The organism is Moheibacter sp. (assembly GCF_049672845.1).
GTDB lineage: Bacteria > Bacteroidota > Bacteroidia > Flavobacteriales > Weeksellaceae > Moheibacter.
Genome location: NZ_JBATWT010000019.1, coordinates 1 through 1,521 on the forward strand (window position 1 = coordinate 1; position 1,521 = coordinate 1,521).

General features: G+C 62.1%; 1 protein-coding gene. It reads right to left on the minus strand.

Annotated elements, in window-relative coordinates; genetic code table 11:
- Positions 1–48 precede the first annotated feature (48 nt).
- A complete protein-coding gene (locus tag WBF63_RS07535) occupies positions 49–1,161 on the minus strand; it encodes a L,D-transpeptidase family protein (protein ID WP_424369104.1) in 1,113 nt (370 codons plus the stop codon).
- Positions 1,162–1,521: the final 360 nt, after the last annotated feature.

The following is a 1,521-nucleotide window of genomic DNA, read 5'->3' on the forward strand; positions in this document are numbered from 1 at the left end:
CAAAAGGGCCGGCTGGCCGCCGGCGCTTTGTGTCGTTCTGGCAGGACGTCAGAGAATAACGACCTGGGTACCCATTTTCACGCGTCGGTAAAGATCCATCACGTGATCGTTGATCATGCGGAAGCAGCCGTTCGAGGCGCTCGTTCCGATGCTCTGCGGCTGGTTTGTGCCGTGAATGCGCAGGTGCGTGTCCTTCTTGCCCTCGTAGAGATAGATGGCACGAGCACCCAACGGGTTCTCGGGTCCGCCTGCCATGCCGTCCTTGTACTGGCCGTACTTCTTGGGCTCGCGCTCCTGCATCTCCTTGGTGGGGATCCAGCGCGGCCATTCCTGCTTGTCGCCGACGGTGGTCATGCCCTTGAACTGCAAGCCCTCGCGGCCAACCGCAATCGCATAGCGACGGGCGGTGAACGCGGATTCCACCAGATAGAGACGACGCTCGTTCGTATCGATGACGATGGTGCCGGCCTTGTAGCCGGTGAAATTCACTTCTTGCGGCTCGAACTCGGATTTCACCTTGAACTGCTTCTTGGCCTGCTGCTGGCGCAGCACCGAATCCAGGGCACGTGTTTCCGGCAGCATGCTCATCGACGACGTTGTGCCGCCGAAAAGGCCGGCAAACAGGCCGCCGCTGCTTCTCACCTGCTTCTCGCCCGGCTTCGGCTCGCTGCGCAACTCGCCATTGTTGCCGGTGAGCGCAACATTCATCGCCTCGGCCGGGATGGGTTCTTCCGCCTGCTGGATCGGTTCGGCCGGCTCGACAGGCTTGATCTGCTTTGCCGGCTTGGCTTCGGCAACCTTGGCAGCCGGCTTCTGGCCCTTCTTGTCGAGGAAGGCTTGCCGCGAAGCCTCGGCCTTTGCCTTGGCCGTATCGCGCATCGCCTGCTTCTTCGCTTCGAGCGCCTTCACCTTGGCGGCAGCCTGGTCGGCCTTGATCTTGGCTTCGAGTTCTTTGATCCGCGCCAGGTCCTCGTCGGTCGGCTTCTTTTTCTTCTTCAGCGCGCGCAGTTCCGCGGTCGGGCTCTTGGCCGCGACGGTAACGACGTCGGTCGTTGCTACGGCAGGTGCTGCCGCGGTGGAAGCCGGCGACGCTGCATAGGCGGGAGCCCCAATGCAAAATGCGGCGCACAGGCCAGCTAAAATGAAGCTGCGAAGCTGCATGGCGAAAATCCGATCACAGAAAAGCTTGTTGCCCACGGCCCTGCTCGGCACCCCGCAGGCACCACATCCACCGCAGCCAAGCTATAGGCGAAGAAAACAGGTTTTCTCAAGCGGCACGAAGCCGCCCGGCTTGGCGATTGCCCACCCCTGAACGCATTTGCGGCAACTGTGTTCAAAGAACAACAGTTGCCGCAAACCTAATACAAATACGAACTACGATTAGTTGTTGGGAACCTGCGGCGCCATCGGCTGGGCCGGCTCTGCCGGAGCAGGCGTGGTGGCCGAATCAGTTGCCGGCGCAGTGGTGGCGCCGCTGGCCGGCGCCTCGGCGGGAGCCGTGGTCGCCGCGCCGTTCGTGGA

Coding starts and splice junctions, on each gene's coding strand:
- WBF63_RS07535 (WP_424369104.1), bottom strand. CDS start 1,161: ATGCAGCTTCGCAGCTTCATTTTAGCTGGCCTGTGCGCCGCATTTTGC.